Source organism: Pseudonocardia oroxyli, from assembly GCF_900102195.1.
In the GTDB taxonomy this organism is placed as follows: Bacteria; Actinomycetota; Actinomycetes; order Mycobacteriales; family Pseudonocardiaceae; genus Pseudonocardia; species Pseudonocardia oroxyli.
In genome coordinates, this window is record NZ_FNBE01000012.1 from 61,589 (window position 1) to 81,791 (window position 20,203).

Below are 20,203 nucleotides of genomic sequence, written 5' to 3' on the forward strand. Positions count from 1 at the left end.
GACGGGCGAGACGAAGCCGTCAGTGGGAGTGTCCTTGGACAGGTACCCGTCAACCCCGATCCAGCCGGACTCGCCTCGCCTCCTCCGCCTGCACGAGGTTCGCGCGCCGGGACCCGACCGCTCGACGCCGTCCGGGGTGAGGGCGGCGCTGCCGTACATCGTGGCCGCGATCATGGGGATGATCAGCGCGTTGTGGAGCAGCTCGTAGGCCACGAAGGCGGGCACGGCCTGCTCACGTCGACGGTCGTGAAGGCGCGAGGGGGCCGCGGCGTCGACGCCGCTGCTCCCGGTCCTCCTCGCGGCGGCCGACTGGCGCGAGCAGCTCTGCAAGATCAACGCGCGACGGCTCGGACCTCGGCACCTCCGCCCCCTGGGCGGCGGCACCGTCCACCTCGTCGACGCGCCCGATGTCCGCTGACGCGGTCGTGCGCAGTCAGTTGGGCAGCTTGACCACGCTGACGAAGAAGTGGTCGATCTGCTTGATGGCCTCGATGAAGCCGTCGAAGTCGACGGGCTTGGTCACGTAGGCGTTGGCGTGCAGCTGGTAGCTGCGCAGCACGTCCTCCTCGGCCTGGGAGGTGGTGAGCACGATGACCGGGATCGAGCGGAGCTGCTCGTCGTTCTTGATCTCGGCCAGCACCTCGCGCCCGTCCCGGCGCGGCAGGTTGAGGTCGAGCAGGATGAGGTCCGGCCGCGGGTGGTCGGTGTAGGGCTCCTCGTAGCGCAGGTAGGAGAGGGCGGCGTCGCCGTCGGTCACCACGTCGAGCCGGTTGTGCAGGTGCTCTTCGAACGCCTCACGCGTCATGAGAACGTCGCCGGGGTCGTCCTCGACGAGGAGCACGTTGACGATCCGGGCCGGATCGGTGAGGGCTGCGGAGGTCACACGGGCTCCTTCACGAGCGGGGTCGATGCGGCCGGCTGGACCGTGGGGAGGGTCAGCCGGAAGGTGGTGCCGGGCTCGTCGATCGTGCCGTGGTCGACCCAGATCCGCCCGCCGTGGAACTCGACGATCTTCTTCGCCAGGGCCAACCCGATGCCGGTGCCGCCGTAGACGTCCCGGCCGTGCAGCCGCTGGAAGATGACGAAGATCTTGTCGGTGAACTCCGGCTCGATGCCGATCCCGTTGTCCGACACGGCGAGCTCCCACTCGTCGTCCACCCGGGTGGCGGACAGCCGCACCACCGGGGCGACGTCCGCGCGGTGGAACTTGAGCCCGTTGCCGAACAGGTTGAACAGCAGCGCCTGCAACAGCCCGGGGTCGCCCGACACCGTCGGCAGGTCCTCGGGGACGACGATCTCCCCCTCGGTGTCCTCGAGGGCGGCGGCGAGCTGGCCCGCGGCCGTGCGCGCGACCGCACCCAGGTCGACCGGCTCGAAGCCGGACGTCGTCCGCCCGACCCGGGAGAAGGCCAACAGGTCGTTGATCAGGGTCTGCATGCGCTGGGCCCCGTCGACGGCGAAGGCGATGTACTGGTCCGCGCGGTCGTCGAGCTGCCCGCCGTAGCGGCGCTGCAGCAGCTGGCAGAAGCTGGACACCTTGCGCAGCGGTTCCTGCAGGTCGTGGCTCGCCACGTAGGCGAACTGCTCCAGGTCGCGGTTGGACCGCTCCAGGTCGCGGGTCTGCTCGTCGAGCCGGGCGTTGGCGTCGTGGAGTTGGTCGACCTCGCGCTGGATGTGCGCGCGCATGGCCTCGACGTCCGCCCCGAGCGCCACGATCTCGCGTGGCCCGCTGCCCCGAACCTCCGTCCCGACGTCACCGTCGACGACCTCCCGCGTGGAGGCGGCCAGCCTGCGCAGCGGCCGGAGGATGACGTTGCGCAGCCCCAGCGAGGCCAGCAGCACGAACAGCGCGGCCATCACGGTGATCGCGATCCCGACGATCGCCACGAACGCGATGGCCCCGTCCAGCTGGCCGCGCGCGATCCGGCGGCTCTCGTCGACCTCTGCGCTCAGGCCGGCGCCCGCGTCCCGGACCTGGTCGAACAGCACCCGACCCGCGGCCTGGTCCGGCCCCGGCTGCCCGGCGCGGGCGGCCGCGATCGCGGGCTCCGCGAACTCGGCCCGCCACCGCTGCGCGAGCTGCTCGGTCCGGTCGAGCGCGTTCAGGTATTCCTGCTGCGCGGGCAGCCCGTCGACGGCCCGCAGCTCGGCGGCGGCGTCCCGCTCGGCCTGGACCCCCGTGGTGTAGGGCTCCAGGAACACGGGCTCGGGCGAGAGGGTGAACCCGCGCAGACCCGTCTCCTGGTCGACGAGCGCGGCGTTCACGGTCTGCGCGGCGGTCACCACCGGCGAGACCTGGTCGAACAGCAGGTCGCGGGCCTCCCCGATGCGCACCACGGCCCACGTCCCGAGCCCGACGGCGACCAGCGAGAGCACCCCGACGACCGTGGCCCCGACGGTGAACCAGCGCCGCAGCGTCCAGCGGTTCTCGGCGTCCTCGAGCGCAGCGGTGTGCAGCCGCAGCGGGAAGCGGCGGACCTCGCTCATGCCAGGTCCGCCAGGAGCAGGATGGCGACGTCGTCCGCGAGCGGGCCGCCGTTGGTCTCCTCGGCCCGCTCGACGAGTCGGGCGGGCAGCTCGGCGGGCGGGACGTCCCGCTCCTCGGCGAGGAGCTCCACCAGGCCCTCCTGCCAGAGCAGCTCGTTCGGGCGCGGCCCGCGGCCCTCGATCAGCCCGTCGGTGTACAGCAGCAGGCTCCAGCCGGGCCCGAGCTCCATGGTCTGCGGCTCCCACTTCGTGTCGGTGAGCACCCCCAACGGGACGCCGATGCGCGGCCTGAGCGGTACCGGCCCCGGCTTCAGCGAGATCGGCGGCGGGTGCCCCGCGGACCGGACGAGCACCCGCGACCCCTCGATCACGACGGTGCAGACCGTGGTGAACAGCATGCTCTCGTGGCGCTCGCTGACCAGCACCTCCTGCAGCTTCGGCAGGACCTCCGGCTCGTCGACCCCGGCCAGTACCAGCGCCCGCCAGGAGACCCGCAGCAACGCGCCGAGGGCGGCCTCGTCGGGTCCGTGGCCGGAGACGTCGCCGATGATCGCGTGCACGGTGCCCGACGGGCCGCGGACGGCGTCGAAGAAGTCCCCGCCGATCACCGCGCGGGTGCGTCCGGAGCGGTAGAACTGCCTGCCGTGCACGGCGCTGCCCTCGAGCAGCAGGTTCGGCAGCAGGCCGCGTTCGAGGCGCACCGACTCGGCCGCGACCAGCTGCTCCTCGCGCAGCCGGACCATGCTGGCCTCCGACCGGCGGCGCTCGACGGCGTAGCGGATCGCCCGGATCAACACCGCCCCGTCCGCCTTGTTCTTGACCAGGTAGTCCTGGGCGCCCGCGCCGACGGCGGCGATGCCGAGGTACTCGTCGTCGAGCCCGGTGAGGACGCAGACCGCGGCGGAGGGATCGGCGAGCAGCAGCTCGCGCAGGCCCTCGAGGCCGCTGCTGCCGGGGAGGTTCAGGTCGAGCAGCACACAGTCGACGGCCGGCAGCAGCTCGATCGCCGCCGGCACCGACTGCGCCACCGACACCCGCACGGACGGGTCGACCTCGGCGAGCAGCTCCTGGACGAGGAAGACGTCCCCCGGGTCGTCCTCGACCAGCAGGACCCGCTGACCGGCCGTTTCGGGTAGGTCTCGGGACACGGACGACCTCTCGTCGGGGAGAGAGTCAGCCTAGGACGTGTCCGCGCACGCGGCAGCGCCGGGCCGGGTGATCCCGCTGCGCCTTCAGACGGCGGCGAGGACCGAGGTGAACAGGCCCAGCCCCTGGACCGACGGGCCGGTGAGCAGATCGATCGCGTGCTCGGGGTGCGGCATCAGGCCGACGACCCGGCCGTTCGCCGAGGTGACACCCGCGATGTCGTTCGTGGAGCCGTTCGGGTTGCCGCCGACGTAGCGGAACGCGACCCGCCCCTCGCCCTCGATCTCGGCGAGCGTCTCGGGGGCCGCGACGAAGCGGCCCTCCGCGTTCTTCACCGGGACGACGATCTCCTCGCCCGCGCCGTACCCGGAGGTCCAGGCGGTGTCGGCGTTCTCCACCCGCAGCGCCTGGTCGCGGCACACGAAGTGCAGCTTCTCGTTGCGGGTCAGGGCGCCCGGGAGCAGGTCCGCCTCGCAGAGGATCTGGAAGCCGTTGCAGATGCCGAGGACCGGCAGGCCCTTCGCAGCGCCGTCGACGACCTCGCGCATGATCGGCGCGAGGCTCGCGATGGCGCCGGCGCGCAGGTAGTCGCCGTAGGAGAACCCGCCGGGGACGACGACCGCGTCCACGCCCTGCAGGTCGTGGTCGCCGTGCCACAGGGACACGGCCTCGGCGCCCGCGTAACGGACGGCGCGGGCGGCGTCGACGTCGTCGAGCGTGCCGGGGAACGTGATGACCCCGATCCTCACAGCCGGGTCACCTTCCAGTCCTCGATCACGGGGTTGGCGAGCAGGTCACCGGCGATGCGGTGCAGCGTCTCGTCGTCCACCGAGTCGTCCACCTCGAGCTCGAAGTGCTTGCCCTGCCGCACCTCGATGCCGGACACGCCGATCCGGGTGAGCGCACGGGAGACCGCCTGGCCCTGCACGTCCAGGATCTCCGGCTTGGGCATCACGTCCACGACCACTCTCGCCACGTTTCCAGCCTACGGTGTCGTCCATGCAGCTCACCCACTACGGGCATGCTAACGCTACGGTTTGAGACGTGGGGAGAGTTCTGGGACGGGTGCGCCTGTCTGTCGCAGCCGATGAGTCGACGTCACCGGAGCGTCAGCGACAGCACATCGAGACGTGGGCAACATCCCGTGGTCACGAGGTCATCGGCTGGGCCGAAGACGTCGGCTACTCAGGGGCTAAGTCGCCGTTCGATGCCCCGGCGTTAGGCCCCTGGCTCAAGCAACCTGATCTCCGGGGCTCCTGGGACATCCTCGCTGGCTACCGCCTCGATCGGCTGACACGCCGGGTGCGGTACCTGTCCGAGCTCATCGAGCTAGCGGGCGAGCACGGTAAGGACATCGTCAGCACTACGGAGGCATTCGAGCTGGGCTCTCCCCTGGGCAAGGGGATGATCTACTTCATCGGGGTCTTCGCCGAGATGGAGTGGGACGCGATCAGCGAGCGCGTCACGGACTCACAGCGAGAGCTGAGGAAGGTTGGCCGCTACAGGGGTGGCCCGGTCCCCTACGGCTACCGGAAGGTCAAGGCTGACCCCGGGTGGCACCTTGAGGAAGACCCCGAGACTGCTGACATCGTCCGGGACCTCGTCGACCGCTACCTCGGAGGCGAGTCGCTGAGCGCTCTAGCCAGGTCCCTCAACGATGACGGCATCCCCTCTCCCAAGGGAGGCCAGTGGGCGACTAGCTCCCTGTCTGTCCTGCTGCGCTCGCGTGCCCTCATCGGACAGTCGACTCACAAGGGCGCCGTGGTAGTCGGAGCCAACGGCTTGCCGGTGCAGCGTGCCGAACCGCTCATCACGGCCGCCCGCTGGCACGATCTACAGGACGAACTCGCGAAGGGACGCAACCGGCCAGCCGGCGCCAAGAGTGGCCCGCCGAAGTTGCTCCGCGACATCCTGTTCTGTGGTGCCTGCGGTTCGAAGATGTATCACCAGAAGACCTCTTCGAGGGGCCGCTTCTACACGGCGTACTGGCGATGCTCTGCTGTCACACACCCAAGGGCCGACGGCCCGCGATGCTCTGAGCCATACGTTCCAGCCTCCTCCATCGAGGGCCAGGCGGTCGAGCTGGCGAAGGTGAAGATCGGCCACATCCCGCGCACTGTCGAGGTCTACCGGGAGGCAGAAGGGCCAGCGGAGGAACTGGCGGTGGTCGAGGATGCCCTTCGGATCGCCCGCAAAGAGCGGGACGAGGGCCTTTACGTCGGCGAGGATGACGCCTATCTCAATCGGGTGCGCGGACTCATCGCCACCCGCGATGAGCTGCGGAAGATGCCCTCACGACCGGCACGAATGGAACGCATCGCCTCAGGCGGGACGTGGGGGGAAGCCCTCGATGCCGCTGAGTCCCCGGAGGAGACTCGCGCCATCCTCCTCATGACCGGGATGCGACTTACAGCCAAGAATCGCGGCATTGACGTTGGCGTCTCGTTCGATGAGGGGATCATTGCGGCTGCATTCCCTGCGGAAGTCAGCGCATGAACCTGATCCACGACGTGTCCGGCCTGATCGAGGTCTACCAAAACGGGCCGCTCGTGACGATCGTCCGAGATTCCGGACTGTCACGACGAAGTACAGAGATCAGAGAAGTGAAAGCCCGGTTCCTGACCGGGCAGTCAGAACAATTGAGCCAAGAACTAGTGACCGCCGCCGCTCAGATGAGGAGCGGTTTTGCATATACAACGAACTATCTGATTGTGAATAATGACAACACCAAAGCCTAGCGCCACGTTCGGAGCGTGGCGATACGAATCCCTCAAGATGGCAGGCCGGGTCATCATCCCGGCCCATTTCAACGAGTACGACCGCAGGTCAATTGACAAGCGGACCGTGAACGACCACGACACGAAAGCCCACCATGACAGCGACGACGCCTGACTTCGAGGCGCACGTACGCGCTGAGTGGAGGAACGCCCCCGAAGGGGCGTATGAACTTGCAGCCGACTTGGCTTCACGGGCCGATGGCGACGGCATCGTGCGGACTCTGCCTCCGCAATGGAACAACACAGCTTCCGGCATGTTCGAGGCTCAGGGGCTTCTAGAGGCGATTCATGTTGCCGGCGTGCCCGTGGTGCGGTTGATGCTGCCTGCCCCCGAGCCGCTATCCATCCTTGAGCCGGTTATCCCGGTCGTGCTCGATGTCCAGACGGAATCAATAGCGGCTGAGTGGGAGTGGGATGCAAGTAAGGGTCTTCAGTCAGCCAAGCAATGGAGTCTAGAGCTGAACGCCTGCAAAGCATCGGGACTTACGGCTACGGATAAGCTGATCGCCTGGGCCATTCGTGAGCACGTGAATGTAAAAGATGGAACCGTCTACATCGGCTCCGATAGGGTAGCCCAATTCATTGGTCGAAGTAGCGATAACGTTAAGAAGCGCAGGAAAGCACTGCAAGATGCCGGATGGTTCCAGGACACCGGCCGTAAGGTCGGGTTCGCCAAGGTGTGGCGACTGAACATCCCCGAGTGCGACTGTGGCGCACACGGTGGCTTCACCCCCGTTCGAACCAAGGGGTAGTCCCGGCGAATTGGGGGGTAGGTCCAGAGATCCAGAGGGTAGACGGGTACCCCCTATACAACCAAGAGAACAACCGAGGTAAACAACCGAGGTTGTTCAGAGGTATTACAGGAGAGCCCCGACCTGATGGGGTCGGGCCTCCTTGTTCGGCCGCCAGGTGGCGGCGGATGCATCCTCACATATCTGCTCGGATGTTCAGCCTTCTGACGTCCCTTCGGGCCGGATAGTCGTCGGCAATCGATGATGCCGACGCTCATCTAAAGGGTGAGAGCTGAGCAGGGATCACCCGAACTTCGTCCGGCTGACCTGTGACCTCTGTATGACTCCGGTCACATCCCGTGAGTCCTCTGTCCTCGATCTGAACAGAGGACACCCATCTAACGGGTAGAGGGGTAAGAGAAGCACCCCAACCACCGCTCCCGGCTCTTCGGCCGGTAGATCAATGAGCCTTCCTCTTGCCTTGGGCTCTGGGCCACTCGTATCTGACGAGTGGCCCTATCAAGTTTGGGCTCCTCCCGCTAGGCGGCGGGGGATGAGTCCGCCGTCTGGGACTGTCGTCCCTGGCGGAAACATTCGGCTGTCCCTTCGGGATCGTGTGTGGCAGCCGACAGAGACGTTGGTTCACCAGGCCAACGGCTCCGGCCCCTCGATCACCTTTGCCCTCTCCATCGGTGATCGGGGGCTGTTCTTTTTCACCCTCACTAGTTCTTCCTCTTATTCTTCCCCTAAGGAGCATCATGGACGACGAGCGTGCTGCGCTCGTAGCAGGAATCAGGGCCGCGGTTGACCGCGTGCCAGGCACAAGCCAGATGGCGAAGGCCGCAGTTCTCGGCGTTGGGCCTTCCACTCTTGAGCGCTGGCAGAGCGGCGCTTCAAAGCCGGCTGAGCATCGGCTGGCACGGCTTGCTAACAAGAGCGGGCTATCCCAGGAGGCTATTAGAAACGGTGGCGTAGAGCCCACCGACGACATCGAGGATTGATGTTCAGCTACTCTCAATCGCAAGACCTTGCTCGTGACGAGCAGCTAGCCAAGCAAATGTCAGCGGCACTGTTCGGCTCCGATGAGCCGATCGACACCAACGAGACGGACGAAGACCCGTCCGTTGCTGGACTCATGCACGACTACCTTCTTAACAACCTGAACGGAATCTAATGGCATATACTTACGTTGATGTAGTCGGTGCATTTCGGTATCGACCGGATGGCTTGCCGCTCACCGGCTCAATTACTTTCACGCCACCGGCAGGAATTCGGGACTCGAACAACGTGAGCCTCACGGCACGCACCTTTACGCTGGTCGATGGCTCGATTCCTGTCGCTGCGAGTAATGCCGAGCGTCTTGCTCGACTTGATGACCCCGGAACGGTGAATCCGAGCGAGCCGTACTATACGGTTACCCACACTCTCCCGGCTGACATTGTTCCGGGCACGATTGCCGTGACGACCAGCCATTCGGTCATCGATCTTTCCTCGTCTGTCTCCCGGCCGAATTTCTCGATCGTGAGCTTGACGCAGGCCGAAATGGACAGCATCGCGGGAAACCTTGTTCCGCACGTTCTTTACGTGGTGAACGGCTGATGGCTCAGCAACTCGACCACATCGCGATGACTCGGCTGGTCACACAGCTCATGGCGGCGGGGGTCTGTGCCCCTCAGGAGCTCACCGACGCGATTGACAAAGCCCGATGGTCGGTAGGCGATCCCATGGACCTGGCCGTGTACGAACAGGCCGTAAGAGATGCGGATGATGAGGAGTCCTACAGGTCCGCGGTACGGGACTTGGCGGAGGCTTGCTCGATCAACCAAGGGACGTCTCACCACAGGTTCAGGAGCACCCTTGAGGCCCACGCGGGTCGTGCCTACGCACACGCTCTGACGTCGATCGCAGACGATCTGTTCGAGTCCCTGGCGTCCGTCATCGCTACGCACGCCGAAGCCTTCGAGGCGGCGGTCGTCGGCATCCCTGGTGACGTGATCGTCCGGGATGCGCTTGAGCTGTCGCCCGAGGACGCGATTGCCATCGACACTTCTAAGTCGGCTGCGAAGGCGATGCAGGATGCGAGGACCGCTTGGACGTCACTGTCCAACCTGACCGGCCGCACTCCCACCATCGGAGGTACAGGGCCAAGTAAGTACCTGGCGAGTGTGTATGAGCTTGGGTGTCCCGAATCAACGACGGTTGCCAACCGGGCCGCTGCGGCCATCTTCGACCGCAAGCATCTCGCTCTTGGTCGGGCACTCGATCCGTTCTGGGCTATGACACAGCAGGGGATCGCCATCGAGCCCGGGTCCGTCCCGGAGGCCGCGTACGAGCGGCGGGAGGGTGCTCAAGCCTTCGACGTCGCCGCCACTGAGGACGAACTGCCGAAGGGTAAGGCCAAGGGCCGGGCCGTGTTTAAGGTTTCGGCCTGGGACATGTTCCGCTAACTGTTGGAGGTGCGGGAGTCCTCCGCCAACTCCCGCACCATTTGTTGAGCGATTGGCCCTCAAACGAGCTTCATCTCATCTCATCTCAAAAAGCTGAGGATGGCACATCCTCGGAGGTCGGCACCGGGGTCGACCAGAGCGGGATCGAGCTGGCAGGGCGTGGCCCTGTAGCTAGTGCCGGGCATATCCGAGATGGGCACTGCCCGCCCTGGCGGCTAGGCCCGCGATGGCTGGAGCGAGGAACTGGCAAGCCCCAGCGGTCCGGCCCGGTGTACGGGGGCCTGTGTTGAGCAGGCCCGTACTGTGTGCCCCCAATAGTGAGCAGGCACATTCGCGTTACGCGTGCGTTCGGCTCGCTTTGGTATTGAGTTGCAGACAGGCGCGCTGGACTTTGCAGGTGCAGGACTGGGAATCGCAGCAGCGGGTATTGTCCTCGCACTAATGAGCATTCGCATTCCCCGGGAATGGGGGGCCTGGCGTCGCTTTCGGGGCTGGGATCGATGAGGGAATTGCTGGGACCCTACCGGGGCATCCCTCCCCCGCCTACGGCGGATCGCCCCGTGATGCGGCTCAGGGTTTTCGTGCATTGTAATGGAATTCCGAATTTGGGAGAACGACCTTGAATGATTATCGCCCCGACCAGCTCGGGGAGGCGGGTGCCCGTTTGTGGGATGAGACCGTCGAGCATTTCGAATTGACTTCCGCAGAGAGCCTGTTGCTCGAATCCGCTGCTCGTGAGGCCGATCTTGTCAAGGAGATCGAGGCCAGTTGGCGGGCTGAGGGATCACCGATGACCGCCCGGGGAAGTCAGGGCCAGGTGGTGGCCCACCCTGCGTTGCAGGAACTTCGTCAGCATCGCAACGCCCTTCGGCAACTCCTGGTCAGCCTCAAGCTGCCCGGAGAGGGTGAGGCTCCGGGCGGGGTCCTGCGACCGATGTCCCGGTCCGAGGTTGGGAAGGTCGCTGCCAGGGCTCGATGGGGGACCCGTGGCAGTGCGTAGGACTGACAAGCGGGTCCTGCCGTCCGTTGTCCCTGCCGATCTCCCTGACAGGTTCCTGAGTCCCGTGATCGAGATCGACCCGGGGCTCGACGTCGCCAACCGGAGGTTTCAGGGCTTCGTAGCCTTCCGTAGCTACGTGGCGGACCTCAGGGGCTGGCTTCGAGCTCACCACCCGGATGTCATGACGACGGACGTTCTAAAGGCCCTGGGCTTCGACATCTTGACGTTCCAGGCTGCTGCGGAGTCGGCGGGATGAGCTACGACGAGGCCGCCTTCTGGGGCGAGTGGGAACCGTGTGAGACTAAGCTCAGCCATGAACGGTACTCGAACAGTGTCAGGTTGGTTCAGCACCGCGAATCGGGCAAGATGGCGGTGTTGAAGCGTCTGATGGTTGACGATGGTTCTCAGGCTCGTTACCGGACCAATAACGAGGTGCAGGGTTACATCCTGGGGTCGCTGATTGGCGCTAATATTCCGAGAGTGGATCGTCTTGACTCTGCAACGGTTTTAGTTGACTTTGTCGAGGGTCACACAGCCCAGCAGTTCAGGGGCCTAGTCGGTACTGCATATTATCCCGCTCGTGTCCAATCATATCGTAACGATATGAACGCGTTGTTCGACTTCGTCGCCAACGTGTACGACAGACACCGATTTAACTGCATCGTGCATGACTACATGGATTTCTGGCTCATCGACAACGAACGGGCGTTTGCTGGAATCGTAGATTGTGAGCAGTTCGAACGAGATTCGTTCTTCGGGCTGCCATGGCATCGGGAGTCTTTGACGACTGACAGAGTCCGAAGTGCTATGTCCGCAGTGGAAGAATCCGATCTCCGCACGACCCTTGTCGAGAACTCAAAGAGTTGGTCCGGATACTCGACGGACTTGGCATATCGGCATGTTATGACGAACTTCGAGACCGTCATCAAGAATCTGCAGGAGCGGGATTCGTTACGCGGTTAGGTCGAGGTAGCTCAACCGCATATCGGCCAGGTAGCAGACCGGCGACCACGGAGGATAAGTTGAAGGATCGAGACGAGTCAGACGTCGAATGTATCGCGTAGGTACTGACACTTCTTGGCCCACTCGTCTCCACTGAGGTGTCAGGGGTAGCGTGTGACGGCTGGTAGGTCGAAACAGGCGGCGGGCCAGCCGGAGCGACTGCGACTGTCATATAGCATATCGGCTAAGCCGGGGAATACCCGGTTGTCGGCATCGTTCGGGCATATGTGTCTAGCTTCTATGTCGCCTGTCGGAATGCGCCGGATGCCGCCATCTCGGTAGGCAAACGTCAGACTGACGTCGTCAACGGCTAGTACCCAACCGTCCTCGACTGATATCGATCCTGTAATCCGAACCCGTTCGTGCGGGACACCCGGCGGGATTACGAACGGTTGCATAATCAGACTTAGGACTCCGAATATGCCAGCCATTGCAATCGCAAAGCGCCGAGCGATTCGAAATGGCCGCTTGAAGTCAAATTCGTTGCCGGGTGCGGATTCTGCATAGCTCATGAACGCCAGGACGACGAGGGGTGCGAGCATCGAGGAAAGTAGGTCGTCTGGGCCTGTGATGTATGTGAGACAGAACATCAGCGCGACGATTCCGATAGTCGCGATAGCGTATCTTGGCGTTCGCCAGAATCGGCCCTCAAAAGGGCCGGATCGGGCCTTGAGGACCAACAGAGTCCCAAGCACCATCGGGATAGCGACAGAGAACGGCTGAGTGAAGAAGATGAGCCCGAATATCCAGACGTTCAGGAGATTTACGCCGCTTATCCATGCGGCGAACAAATTGAGATCTAAGCGACTGATCACCAGAAGGCGGATCGCAGCGATTGCCAGCGGGGCCCCGGCGATGACAAGGGGCCATCCTCCGACTCGCTCGAACGTGACTCGGTTCCTCGTCTGACGCCTTACCGGCGGTGGCGGTGTCGGCCGCATTGACTTGATCTTGTAGGTGCGGCCCTTCGGGCGCTTCGGCGTACGGGCCACGCTCCTACGTCGCGTGACCGGCCAGGCTCATTACCGTGACGTTCCTTGCCTCGCGCTGGGCGGTCAGCGGACGATGGGCGAGTGGCGTACGCAGACGTGACGATGAGCCTTGAGGGCCTGGCGGAGTGGCTGGCCGTGCCCGCCGAGGATGTCGCGTTCACGATCAGTGAGACGTACGCCCTGGACCTGCACGAGGACAGCGTGCCTGTGGACCTGTGCGCGGACCTCCGGCGCTACTTCGGGGAGCGGGTCATTGAGCGGCGTTCTCCCCGCTGAGGACTGCCACGGCGGCGAGCTACACGATCTCGCCGACCGCCGTCTCTTGGAGCTGGGCGGGCCTCTCCTGGTGGTCGTCGCCCACGACATCGCCCGCGCCTACGTCGACCGGGCGTACCCGGATGACGATGAGTTCCGGAGGTCCGGGTACCTGGCCTCCCTCTGGCAGACTGTGGAACTGAACGAGCAGTGAGCAACTGCGGTGGATCGGCCAATTGAGCCAAGTCGGCCGATTTGCCGAACGGCATTGCCGCCTGAGTCGAACTAGGGCATCGTCCCTGCCGTGCCGGACCCCACGCGATTCGTGTTCTTTGCGGGCACCCACATTCCGTTTCATGATCGCGAACTCTGCCGGATGCTGGTTCGGTTCATTGCGGCCTGGCGGCCAGACGAGGTCATCCACCTCGGCGACCTTCTGGACTTTCCGACGCCTAGCCGCTGGGGCGACCGGGAGGTTGCCGCCTTCCGATCGGCTGTTGACGAGGACTGTGCGATTGGTAAGGCGTTCCTCGGCTCGATCCGGGAAGGTCACTCCGGAACGTTGACGGTGATCGCAGGCGCTCATGACCTGCGCCCTGCGAATAGTCCCATCGCCGATACGTTCAGCCTCGCTGAGTCTCTAGGCATGATCCCAATTGCTGGTCCCTACGAGTTCCATCCTGGTTGGATCGCCTGCTGCGGCGATGCATTGAGACTCGATCAGCAGGCCGGGCTTACCGCGCTGAACGGCGCGAAGCGGTTCGGCAAGAACGTCATCTGCGGACACACTCACCGACTCGGGAAGATCTCGTACTCCGAAGGCTACGAGCAGAATATCACCCGGACCCTGACCGGCGTCGAGGTCGGGCACCTGAGCGACAGGCGGCATGTCGAGTCGTCCAACAGCCAACAGGGCATCGCGATCGGTGAGGTTGTTGACGGTGAGTTGATCGTGACGCCGATTCCGGCACGCCGGAAGGGATTCCGCCTCCCCGGGCAGCTAGCAATCTGAGGCTCATCCCCGCACCCCCTGACCAGCGGGTTAATACAGATGTATATGACGCAGCGCTCGTCTCCCGGTCGCGGATCGGCCCGGTGGGTCCTGGGAGGGGTGAGCCCCTTCGAGGGCTTAGAACGGCTCTGAGAGAGCTTCCCGGTCGCTATCGGCGACGTAGTCCGTCGGTGCCGGTCGGTCTCGCGGCAAGGGCGTTGTTTCCCTTGCCGTGGGGGCGGGCGGTGCCGTAGCCCTTGTGGGCCGGTAGTGGCCGGGGAGCGGGACCCCCGGTTGCGGAGGCCCGGCCCGGAGGGCAGTCGTCAGCCATTGACGTAGATGCCCGACCCGGCAACGCCGCGCACTAGTCCCTCATCGGATAGTGCGCTGATGGCCGTCTTGATCGTGCCGGGAGACACCGCGTAGGTCTCCCGGAGCTGGGAGATCGGGGGCAGCCTGTCGCCTGCCTGCCAGCGGCCGGACTTGATCTTTTCGCGCAGGTCATCGGCGACGGCTTCCCACCGTCGGCGGTACTGACCTGTAGGCATGGATCGGGACTCTACCTGCATGTTTGCCCCCTACTTGTGTGGCTAGATCTGGTCATGTAGCTTTACTGTCTAGATCTGGTCAACTAAGCAGGGAGTTCAGCATGGAACACCACGAGACCGCCACTGCACGGGCGCTCAAGCTGAGCGTGATCATGCTGCGGGTCCTCTTCAGCCGGTTGCAGGACGGCAAGCCGTCGACCCTCAAGGCACTGGTGACCCGGGGCCTGATCGTGGCGGACGTATGTGGGGTCTACTCGCTGACCGATGAGGGGGAGCGGGTCAGGGCTGTGATCGATGGCGAGGTTGTGCAGGTGGGTGCCGCCGAGGGTGTGCAGGTGTGTGAGTCCTGTGATGCCCCGGCGAGGTTGGTCGTCGTCGATGAGCGAGAGCCTTGGGATCAAGTTTTCTGCGCCACCCACGGTGCAGACATCCCGGGTGCTGTCCCGCTGGAAGTGGTGGAGGCCGAAGCCGTCGTGTCTGTGGGTCCGATTGGGCCGGTCCGTCAGACCGTCGAGGGCAGTGCCATCCGCCCCGGGATCACGATTGGCCTCCCTGGTGACCGGGAGGTTCTGGTGACCTCCGTCGAGGTCCAGGGCCGTGAGGTCCGGATCATCGGCGACGAGCACGGGAGCCGCGTCGAGCTGTTCGTCCCCCTCGATCACAAGTTGACCCTGCTCGATGACGGAGCCCTGATCTCCGTCGAGGACCTGAGCGCGTCCCCTCCGCCTACTGCTGAGCCCCCGAAGCAGCCCCTCGCCCGTGCCGGACTCCGTCTGGTGACCGCAGCATGAGTGACAGATTCATGCGGTCCGTCGAGTCCGTGCGGGTTGTCGGGGACAACATCATCCCGAACTCCGCTGTGGTGGAGCTGTTCCACGCCGAGGACGTCGAGATCGTCGTTGACACCCGGTACAAGCCCAGCGCCGACCACCGTGCCCCGGTCGTTCTCGATCGGACCCGCGCCGCTGCTCTGGCCATGACGCTCGTGACCGCCATCGGAGAGACCTTCGATGAGGAAGCCGACGGTCTGACGACCACGGAGGCGATTGCCCTTCTGGGCGCCATCGAGCCCCTGTCTCTGGCGATCGAGGAACTTCGGTCGCAAGCGCTGATCTGCCTTCGGGTGAACGCACCCGCCTGACTCCGGACGGAGCGGCCGGTCATCCGCTCCTCTGCCCTGCGGGGCCACACGAGAACACCACGAGAGGAACCCATCATGCGATCGATCCCCGTCTCCCCTGACGTCGTACTTCTGGGCACCGGCAAGGCCGCAGCTCAGGGTGCCTATGCCGAACTCAGCAACGGCGAGCGCCGGCGCATCCCCGGCGAGCAGGGAAAGAACGCCGAGGGCGTCCCCATGTGGACCGTTGATGTCCTGTACCTGGACCCGGAGGGGGACCGCGCTGAGGTCTGCGGGGTCAAGGTCGCTTCCTGGGACCAGCCCCGCACGGACGTGGGGAAGCCGGTGAAGTTCGTCGGACTCGTCGCCGTCCCCTACGTGCAGCAGGGGACCAACCGTGTCGCCCTGAGCTTCCGCGCCGAAGGCATCGAGGGCCAGGCCGCCCCGAAGGCCGCCTGATCTGACCACCACCCGGAGCCCCGCCCGTCTTCCCTGCGGGCGGGGCCCTTCGTCGTTTCGAGAGGAGAACGAACGTGGACATCGTCGTGTGGGTCCTGGCCCTTGTGTGGGACGTCGTGTGCTGGGTGTGGTGGCTCTCGCCAGTCCACATCTCGCTCGTGCTGCTCGCTGCCCTGTGCGGGTTCGTCGCTGTGCTGCTCGTGCCCCGGGAGACGAAGTGGTTGCCGGTCGTCACGTACTGGCGGAGGGCTGTTCCGTGGGCAGCCGGGCATGACCCTGACGAAGCGGTGCAGTACGTCGAGGTGGCGGAATCCGTCGGGGTGCCTTCCGGGGACTACTCGATCAACGTCGTCTCGCTGTTCGAGAGGAAGGCGGCATGAGGCTGCCGTTTGGTCGCGGGGCGGACCTCGATCGCATCGAGACGATGGGCATGGTCGACGCATGGCATCGGGCGTGCGAAGGCGCCGGGTTGTATCGCTCCGTCGCCACGGTCACCGGGGAGACCCGGGTTATCCCGAAGGTGCTTGCCGCTGAGCCGTCCCGAAGCCGGCTCATCGTCCGGTTGGAGCCCGGAATGACTGCCGGTGATCTACGGGCAGCCTCACCACGAATCGCGCCGTTCGTGGGCGCATGGGGCCTCCGGGTCGAGCCCTACGGCCACGGGGAGAACGTCATCGTTCACCTGCTGGCCGGTGACCCCCTGGGCACACGGGCCCTTCCTTGCCCGGACCGCGGCCCCATCCTCGTTGGCCGCGACGAACACGGCGAGCACCTGGGCGTGGTCGATCCCGCCGAACTGACCCACATCTGCGTTCAGGGCCAGACCCGCTCAGGCAAGAGCGTGTTCCTGTACTCCCTGCTCTCAGCGCTCGATCGGCAGCGCAGACACGGCTATCCGCTCCGTATCGACGGAGTGGACCCCTCGGGGCTACTCCTCCGGCCGTTCATCGGGTCGGTGCTAGGACTCGGAGACCCTGACGCCGTCGAGGACTACCTCACGTCGGCTGTCCGTGAGCTCGACAGCCGCATCTCGAGAATTCCCCTGACCAGCGACGTTCTGCCCGTCTCCGACGACGACCCACTCAGGTTCATCGTCATCGAGGAACTACCCGGCCTGTGGCGTCATCTCGACGCCGTAGACCCCAAGCAAGCCAAGCGCTGCCGTGCCCTACTCGCACGCCTGCTCTCCGAATCCCACAAAGCAGGGATGCGCGTGGTCATCCTCTGCCAGCGGGCGGAAGCCACGACCATCGGCGCGAGCGAACGTGCCCAATGCGCCATGAGAGTCAGCTTCCGCAGCGACACCCGCGAAGGCGTCAAGCTGCTGCACGCCGACGTCGACGGAGACACCGCCGACCGCCACACCCGAGAAGCCGCAGGCATAGCGCTCCTGTCCGTCCCTGGCCGTGCCCTGACCCGTGTCCGCACCCCGTTTCTGCCCTACGCCGACTACGTGCGGAGGGTGTCCCAGTGACCACGGGTGGACGGTCAGCCCCGGCCGCGCCCGCAGCGACGGAGGAGCGGAAGGGCGTGGCGGCCGGGAGCGAAGCGACCGGCCCCCTTGGTAACACTGCGGGGCCTTCTACTCCGGAACGAGAAGATCGACGTCGAAGCCGTAGGCGGGAGGCGATGACCTGGCGTCGGAGGCTCTGGGACCTGACGACGTTGCCACGGTTGCGGAACTGCGGACGGGTCTCCCACACGGGTGTGGGCGGGGCCGTGGTCCGTGTCTCCGAGACCGACGAAGGACGTCGAGCGGGGCTGTCCGGACTTCAGTCCTGCGGATCGCCGTGGTCCTGCCCAGTGTGCGCGCGGAAGATCGGAGCGCAGCGCTCCGAGGACGTTGCTGCCGTCCTACGCGCCGTCGCCGCCGCGGGCGGCTCCGCTGCCCTTGTCACCCTCACCATGCGCCACCACAAGGGCCACAGGCTCTCTGATCTCTGGGACGCCCTGACGAAAGCATGGGCGGCCGTCACCGCCGGTGCCTCATGGTCTAAAGATCAGGCCCTCTTCGGGGTCCTCGGGTTCTGCAAGGCCGTCGAGGTCACCAACGGGGAGGCCGGATGGCATGTGCACTGCCACGCCGTGGTGGCCCTTGACGGGCCTGTGAGCCCTGAACTGATGGAGGAGCTGGGCGGGCGGATGTTCACCCGCTGGGAGCGGAAGCTAGCGCGTCTCGGTTTCAGTGCAGTCGCCGACAAGGGCGGGCTCGACGTCCGCCCGGTCCGCATGACGGCGGACTCGATCGAGCAGGTTGCCGACTACATCTCAAAGATCACTTCAGAGATCACGAGCCCCACAGCCAAGGAAGCACGGTCGGGCAACCGGACGCCGTTCGCCATCCTCCGGGACTTCCTCGCGACCGGCAACGCTGACGACTGGGACCTGTGGGAGACCTGGGAGCGGGCCTCTCACAACCGCCGTCAGCTCACCTGGAGCCGCCGCCTTCGCGACTGGGCGGGACTGCACCGGGAGAAGACAGACGAAGAGGTCGCCTCCGAGGACCGGGGCGGCGAAGCCGCGATCATCATCCCCAAGGAATCCTGGCCCCTTGTCCGTGACGACGTGGCAGACCTGCTCGACGCGATCGAGCTAGGAGGAGTAGACCAGGCAGTACGTTGGCTCACCTCAAGATCGTTAGGGTTTCGTCTCGTGACTCAAATCGTTCACTACGGGCACGCGTGTGTGCTGGTCGACACCGGCGCGGCCCGCATCCTCCTCGATCCCGGTGCCTTCTCGTCCGACTTCGAGGGGCTCACCGGGCTCGACGCGATCCTGGTCACCCACCAGCACTTCGACCACGTCGTCCCGGAGCGGCTGGACGACCTGCGCCGCGGCAACCCCTCCGCCCGCCTGATCGTGGACTCCCAGACGGCCGAGCAGCTCTCGGTCGACGCCGAGACCGTCACCCCGGGCGAGACGCTCACCGTGGCGGGCGCCACGGTCGAGGTGCTCGGCGGCGACCACGCCGTGATCCACCCCGACATCCCGGTGGTGCGCAACAACGCCTACCTGATCGACGGTTCGCTCCTGCACCCCGGCGACTCGTACACCCCGGTCGACCGGCCGGTGGACACGCTGCTCCTGCCCACCGGGGCGCCGTGGCTCAAGGTCTCCGAGGCCGTCGACTACCTGCGTGCCGTGGCACCGCGCCAGGCCGTGCCGATCCACGAGGCCGTGCTGGCCAACCCCGCCCTGCACTACGGCATGTTCGAGGCGCTGGCCCCGGCCGGGACAGCCGTGACGGTGGCGCCCCGCGCCGAGGCCCTTGACCTGAAGTCGACTTGAGGTCGGACCCTGTTCGCATGCGTGCGATCAGGGTGGACGAGTTCGGTGGACCGTCGGTGCTGCGCCCCGTGGAGCTGCCGACGCCGGTGCCGGGGCCGGGCGAGGTGCTGGTGGGGGTCGAGGTGGCCGGGGTGTTGTTCCTGGACACCCTGATCCGGCGGGGTGGGGCGCCGGCGTTCGGCATCACCCCGCCCTACGTCCCCGGCCGCGGCGCAGCGGGCGGGGTCCTGGCGGTCGGGCCCGACGTGGAGCCGTCGTGGGTCGGGCGGCGGGTGCTCGTCGACGGGCCCGGCACCTACGCCGCGGAGGTGGCGGCGCCGGTCCCGTCGCTGGTCCCGGTGCCCGACGGGCTCGACCTCGCCGACGCGATGGCCCTGCTGCACGACGGCGGCACGGCGCTCGCGCTCGTCGGCGCGGTGGGGGTGCGCCCGGGCGAGACCGTGCTGGTCCTGCCCGCGGCGGGCGGGGCCGGTTCGGTGCTCGTGCAGCTCGCGCGCCGGTCGGGGGCCCGGGTGGTCGGCGCGGCCCGCGGACGCAAGCTGGGCCTGGTCCGCTCGCTCGGGGCGGATCTGGCGGTCGACTACGGCGAGCCCGGCTGGGCGGACGCGGTCCGACGCCGCGTCGGCCAGGTCGACGTGGTGTTCGACGGCGTCGGCGGGACCCTGGGCGCCGAGGCGTTCGGGCTGGTCGCCGAGGGTGGCCGGTACTCCGGCTACGGCACCGCGGGCGGGGCGCCCGTCACCCGCTCCACCCCGGACGTGGAGGTCCGCGGCGTGGCGCAGCTCGCCGACTTCGCCGACGGTCGCCGCGCCCGCCAGGAACGCGTCCTCGCCGAGGCAGCGGCCGGGCGCCTGCACCCCGTGGTCGGCAGGGAGTTCCCCCTCGAGAAGGCCGCGGACGCCCACGCCGCGCTGGAGAACCGCGAGATCGCGGGCAAGGCCCTGCTCCTCCCCTGACGGG

The 20,203-nt window shown here is 66.1% G+C and carries 25 protein-coding genes; 19 read left to right on the forward strand and 6 right to left on the reverse strand.

Features of this window, described 5'->3' with window-relative positions; all coding sequences use genetic code 11:
• Positions 1 to 433: 433 nt before the first annotated feature.
• The 5 genes from BLS43_RS18400 to purS all read right to left on the reverse strand — a co-directional run bounded on the left by BLS43_RS18400 (position 434) and on the right by purS (position 4,609).
• Positions 434 to 883, reverse strand: coding sequence for a response regulator (locus tag BLS43_RS18400; RefSeq protein WP_093086477.1), 450 nt, complete (start codon positions 881 to 883; stop codon positions 434 to 436).
• The gene (locus BLS43_RS31705; protein WP_093086480.1) at positions 880 to 2,487 is read right to left on the reverse strand and encodes a sensor histidine kinase; all 1,608 of its coding nucleotides are present in this window, start codon (positions 2,485 to 2,487) and stop codon (positions 880 to 882) included. The genes BLS43_RS18400 and BLS43_RS31705 overlap by 4 nt, the downstream gene beginning before the upstream one ends.
• Positions 2,484 to 3,635 carry a PP2C family protein-serine/threonine phosphatase gene (locus BLS43_RS18410; RefSeq protein WP_093086484.1) on the reverse strand — a complete coding sequence of 384 codons (1,152 nt, stop codon included), beginning with the start codon at positions 3,633 to 3,635 and terminating at the stop codon, positions 2,484 to 2,486. The genes BLS43_RS31705 and BLS43_RS18410 overlap by 4 nt, the downstream gene beginning before the upstream one ends.
• An 84-nt stretch (positions 3,636 to 3,719) precedes the next feature.
• Entirely contained in the window at positions 3,720 to 4,382 is a 663-nt protein-coding gene (purQ, locus tag BLS43_RS18415) for a phosphoribosylformylglycinamidine synthase subunit PurQ (protein ID WP_093086488.1), read from the reverse strand.
• Positions 4,379 to 4,609, reverse strand: a complete 231-nt coding sequence (purS, locus tag BLS43_RS18420; RefSeq protein ID WP_093086491.1) for a phosphoribosylformylglycinamidine synthase subunit PurS — start codon at positions 4,607 to 4,609, stop codon at positions 4,379 to 4,381. Before purS ends, purQ begins: the two co-directional genes overlap by 4 nt.
• Positions 4,610 to 4,677: 68 nt before the next feature.
• Between purS and BLS43_RS18425 the strand changes: the two genes are divergently transcribed.
• The 12 genes from BLS43_RS18425 (at position 4,678) to BLS43_RS18455 (ending at position 13,849) form a co-directional block, all read left to right on the forward strand.
• Positions 4,678 to 6,129, forward strand: a complete 1,452-nt coding sequence (locus BLS43_RS18425) for a recombinase family protein (RefSeq protein WP_093086494.1) — start codon at positions 4,678 to 4,680, stop codon at positions 6,127 to 6,129.
• Positions 6,126 to 6,371 carry a hypothetical protein gene (locus BLS43_RS29475; protein ID WP_143030113.1) on the forward strand — a complete coding sequence of 82 codons (246 nt, stop codon included), beginning with the start codon at positions 6,126 to 6,128 and terminating at the stop codon, positions 6,369 to 6,371. The genes BLS43_RS18425 and BLS43_RS29475 overlap by 4 nt, the downstream gene beginning before the upstream one ends.
• Before the next feature lie 134 nt (positions 6,372 to 6,505).
• On the forward strand, positions 6,506 to 7,162 hold the full coding sequence (locus BLS43_RS29480) for a hypothetical protein (RefSeq protein WP_143030114.1): 657 nt from the start codon (positions 6,506 to 6,508) through the stop codon (positions 7,160 to 7,162).
• A gap of 737 nt (positions 7,163 to 7,899) precedes the next feature.
• Positions 7,900 to 8,142 carry a helix-turn-helix domain-containing protein gene (locus BLS43_RS29485; RefSeq protein ID WP_143030115.1) on the forward strand — a complete coding sequence of 81 codons (243 nt, stop codon included), beginning with the start codon at positions 7,900 to 7,902 and terminating at the stop codon, positions 8,140 to 8,142.
• Positions 8,142 to 8,315, forward strand: a complete 174-nt coding sequence (locus tag BLS43_RS30095; RefSeq protein ID WP_176921406.1) for a hypothetical protein — start codon at positions 8,142 to 8,144, stop codon at positions 8,313 to 8,315. Before BLS43_RS29485 ends, BLS43_RS30095 begins: the two co-directional genes overlap by 1 nt.
• A gap of 113 nt (positions 8,316 to 8,428) precedes the next feature.
• Entirely contained in the window at positions 8,429 to 8,740 is a 312-nt protein-coding gene (locus tag BLS43_RS29490; RefSeq protein ID WP_143030116.1) for a hypothetical protein, read from the forward strand.
• Positions 8,740 to 9,588 (forward strand): hypothetical protein, encoded by an 849-nt coding sequence (locus BLS43_RS18430; protein WP_093086496.1) that lies wholly within the window; start codon positions 8,740 to 8,742, stop codon positions 9,586 to 9,588. Before BLS43_RS29490 ends, BLS43_RS18430 begins: the two co-directional genes overlap by 1 nt.
• 1,064 nt (positions 9,589 to 10,652) lie before the next feature.
• Positions 10,653 to 10,844: a hypothetical protein gene (locus BLS43_RS18435; RefSeq protein WP_143030117.1), complete on the forward strand. Its 192-nt coding sequence runs from the start codon at positions 10,653 to 10,655 to the stop codon at positions 10,842 to 10,844.
• Positions 10,841 to 11,551: a hypothetical protein gene (locus BLS43_RS29495; protein ID WP_143030118.1), complete on the forward strand. Its 711-nt coding sequence runs from the start codon at positions 10,841 to 10,843 to the stop codon at positions 11,549 to 11,551. Before BLS43_RS18435 ends, BLS43_RS29495 begins: the two co-directional genes overlap by 4 nt.
• A gap of 1,112 nt (positions 11,552 to 12,663) precedes the next feature.
• On the forward strand, positions 12,664 to 12,858 hold the full coding sequence (locus BLS43_RS18445) for a hypothetical protein (protein ID WP_093086504.1): 195 nt from the start codon (positions 12,664 to 12,666) through the stop codon (positions 12,856 to 12,858).
• Positions 12,836 to 13,051, forward strand: a complete 216-nt coding sequence (locus BLS43_RS18450) for a hypothetical protein (RefSeq protein WP_093086506.1) — start codon at positions 12,836 to 12,838, stop codon at positions 13,049 to 13,051. The genes BLS43_RS18445 and BLS43_RS18450 overlap by 23 nt, the downstream gene beginning before the upstream one ends.
• Positions 13,052 to 13,141: 90 nt before the next feature.
• Positions 13,142 to 13,849 carry a hypothetical protein gene (locus BLS43_RS18455; RefSeq protein WP_093086509.1) on the forward strand — a complete coding sequence of 236 codons (708 nt, stop codon included), beginning with the start codon at positions 13,142 to 13,144 and terminating at the stop codon, positions 13,847 to 13,849.
• Positions 13,850 to 14,151: 302 nt separating this feature from the next.
• On the opposite strand, the gene BLS43_RS18460 is transcribed toward BLS43_RS18455, so the two are convergent.
• Positions 14,152 to 14,376, reverse strand: coding sequence for a winged helix-turn-helix domain-containing protein (locus BLS43_RS18460; RefSeq protein ID WP_176921407.1), 225 nt, complete (start codon positions 14,374 to 14,376; stop codon positions 14,152 to 14,154).
• Between the two features lie 101 nt (positions 14,377 to 14,477).
• On the opposite strand from BLS43_RS18460, the gene BLS43_RS18465 reads away from it, so the two are divergent.
• The 7 genes from BLS43_RS18465 to BLS43_RS18495 all read left to right on the forward strand — a co-directional run bounded on the left by BLS43_RS18465 (position 14,478) and on the right by BLS43_RS18495 (position 20,199).
• Complete coding sequence (locus BLS43_RS18465; protein WP_093086514.1) at positions 14,478 to 15,167, forward strand: hypothetical protein; 690 nt, start codon at positions 14,478 to 14,480, stop codon at positions 15,165 to 15,167.
• Complete coding sequence (locus BLS43_RS18470) at positions 15,164 to 15,517, forward strand: hypothetical protein (protein WP_093086517.1); 354 nt, start codon at positions 15,164 to 15,166, stop codon at positions 15,515 to 15,517. The genes BLS43_RS18465 and BLS43_RS18470 overlap by 4 nt, the downstream gene beginning before the upstream one ends.
• Positions 15,518 to 15,592: 75 nt before the next feature.
• Positions 15,593 to 15,955 carry a hypothetical protein gene (locus BLS43_RS18475; protein ID WP_093086520.1) on the forward strand — a complete coding sequence of 121 codons (363 nt, stop codon included), beginning with the start codon at positions 15,593 to 15,595 and terminating at the stop codon, positions 15,953 to 15,955.
• A gap of 74 nt (positions 15,956 to 16,029) precedes the next feature.
• Positions 16,030 to 16,335, forward strand: coding sequence for a hypothetical protein (locus tag BLS43_RS18480; RefSeq protein WP_093086523.1), 306 nt, complete (start codon positions 16,030 to 16,032; stop codon positions 16,333 to 16,335).
• Positions 16,332 to 17,429, forward strand: a complete 1,098-nt coding sequence (locus BLS43_RS18485; RefSeq protein ID WP_093086525.1) for a hypothetical protein — start codon at positions 16,332 to 16,334, stop codon at positions 17,427 to 17,429. The genes BLS43_RS18480 and BLS43_RS18485 overlap by 4 nt, the downstream gene beginning before the upstream one ends.
• Before the next feature lie 155 nt (positions 17,430 to 17,584).
• Positions 17,585 to 19,243, forward strand: a complete 1,659-nt coding sequence (locus BLS43_RS32080; protein WP_425438556.1) for an MBL fold metallo-hydrolase — start codon at positions 17,585 to 17,587, stop codon at positions 19,241 to 19,243.
• 17 nt (positions 19,244 to 19,260) lie between these two features.
• Positions 19,261 to 20,199: a zinc-binding dehydrogenase gene (locus tag BLS43_RS18495; RefSeq protein WP_093086527.1), complete on the forward strand. Its 939-nt coding sequence runs from the start codon at positions 19,261 to 19,263 to the stop codon at positions 20,197 to 20,199.
• The last annotated feature ends 4 nt before the right edge of the window (positions 20,200 to 20,203 follow it).

Coding starts and splice junctions, on each gene's coding strand:
- BLS43_RS18475 (WP_093086520.1), top strand. CDS start 15,593: ATGCGATCGATCCCCGTCTCCCCTGACGTCGTACTTCTGGGCACCGGC.
- BLS43_RS18470 (WP_093086517.1), top strand. CDS start 15,164: ATGAGTGACAGATTCATGCGGTCCGTCGAGTCCGTGCGGGTTGTCGGG.
- BLS43_RS18495 (WP_093086527.1), top strand. CDS start 19,261: ATGCGTGCGATCAGGGTGGACGAGTTCGGTGGACCGTCGGTGCTGCGC.
- BLS43_RS31705 (WP_093086480.1), bottom strand. CDS start 2,487: ATGAGCGAGGTCCGCCGCTTCCCGCTGCGGCTGCACACCGCTGCGCTC.
- BLS43_RS18485 (WP_093086525.1), top strand. CDS start 16,332: ATGAGGCTGCCGTTTGGTCGCGGGGCGGACCTCGATCGCATCGAGACG.
- BLS43_RS29475 (WP_143030113.1), top strand. CDS start 6,126: ATGAACCTGATCCACGACGTGTCCGGCCTGATCGAGGTCTACCAAAAC.
- BLS43_RS29480 (WP_143030114.1), top strand. CDS start 6,506: ATGACAGCGACGACGCCTGACTTCGAGGCGCACGTACGCGCTGAGTGG.
- BLS43_RS18465 (WP_093086514.1), top strand. CDS start 14,478: ATGGAACACCACGAGACCGCCACTGCACGGGCGCTCAAGCTGAGCGTG.
- BLS43_RS29485 (WP_143030115.1), top strand. CDS start 7,900: ATGGACGACGAGCGTGCTGCGCTCGTAGCAGGAATCAGGGCCGCGGTT.
- BLS43_RS32080 (WP_425438556.1), top strand. CDS start 17,585: ATGACCTGGCGTCGGAGGCTCTGGGACCTGACGACGTTGCCACGGTTG.
- BLS43_RS18430 (WP_093086496.1), top strand. CDS start 8,740: ATGGCTCAGCAACTCGACCACATCGCGATGACTCGGCTGGTCACACAG.
- BLS43_RS18460 (WP_176921407.1), bottom strand. CDS start 14,376: ATGCCTACAGGTCAGTACCGCCGACGGTGGGAAGCCGTCGCCGATGAC.
- BLS43_RS29495 (WP_143030118.1), top strand. CDS start 10,841: ATGAGCTACGACGAGGCCGCCTTCTGGGGCGAGTGGGAACCGTGTGAG.
- BLS43_RS30095 (WP_176921406.1), top strand. CDS start 8,142: ATGTTCAGCTACTCTCAATCGCAAGACCTTGCTCGTGACGAGCAGCTA.